General features: G+C 40.2%; 1 protein-coding gene. It reads left to right on the top strand.

The annotated features are described in order from the left end of the window. Window positions 1–106 precede the first annotated feature (106 nt). Window positions 107–994, top strand: an 888-nt coding sequence (locus D1151_RS16355; RefSeq protein WP_161909579.1) for a DDE-type integrase/transposase/recombinase, incomplete at its 3' end; no start/stop codon positions are given.

Raw genomic sequence — 994 nt, 5'->3', positions numbered from 1 at the left:
TGTAGGTTTACAATAGATGTGTTACAACTGAATAAAAAAATTGCAAGATCTCATTTTTGTGTTAAAGTTAAGTTACCACCCCAAACCATTACACAGGAGATCCCGCATGACAAGTATAACACAAGATATGAGATTTCGTCTATCCCTTTTAAATTACGCTGAAAAATATGGTGTTACCAAGGCTGCTATTAAATACAAGGTCAATCGTCAGTACATCTATCGTTGGCGTCGCCGTTTTGACGGCTCTATCCAGTCGCTTAGAGAACATTCTAGAAGACCTCATCATCATCCTAAACAGCATACTCCTGAGGAACTGAAGCTCATCAAAGACATGCGCCGTAGAAACCCTCATGCCGGACTTGTCGTACTTTGGGTAAAACTCTCTCAGCGTGGATATTCTCGCTCTATTACCGGTCTTTGGCGTGTTCTCAGAAGGCTTAAACTTACTCCAATCAAGCCTCCAAATCCAAAGTATATCCCAAAGCCTTATGAACAAATGGATTATCCAGGTCAAAGGGTTCAGGTGGATGTAAAGCATGTTCCTGCCGTCTGCTTAGTTGGTGAAGCTTCAGGTCAAAAATTCTATCAATACACTGCTATCGATGAATTTTCTAGATTTCGCTATGTGGAAGCATTTGACGAAATCTCCAGCTATTCTTCAACAGTATTTTTAGAACACATGCTGAAAGCTTTTCCTTTTGTTGTGGAATGTGTGCAGACAGACAATGGTCCAGAGTTCACTAAGCGATTTGTTAGCAAAAGAGCGAATGACCTTAGCCGGTTTGAGAAAAAGCTCAAAGAACTGGGTATTGCGCATAAGTTGATTAAACCTTTTACACCAAGACATAATGGAAAGGTAGAACGATCACATAGAAAAGATAACGAATATTTCTATGCAACCCACTCGTTCTACTCCTTTGCAGATTTTGCTGCTCAGCTAAAGGTTCATAACCGAAAGTACAACAACTTTCCTATGCGTCCATTAAAGTGGCTT

Source organism: Emergencia sp. 1XD21-10 (assembly GCF_009936045.1).
Classification (GTDB): Bacteria; Bacillota; Clostridia; order Peptostreptococcales; family Anaerovoracaceae; genus Senimuribacter; species Senimuribacter intestinalis.
Note: the sequence above shows the minus strand (reverse complement) of the source record. Positions and strands in the feature narration are given on the sequence as shown.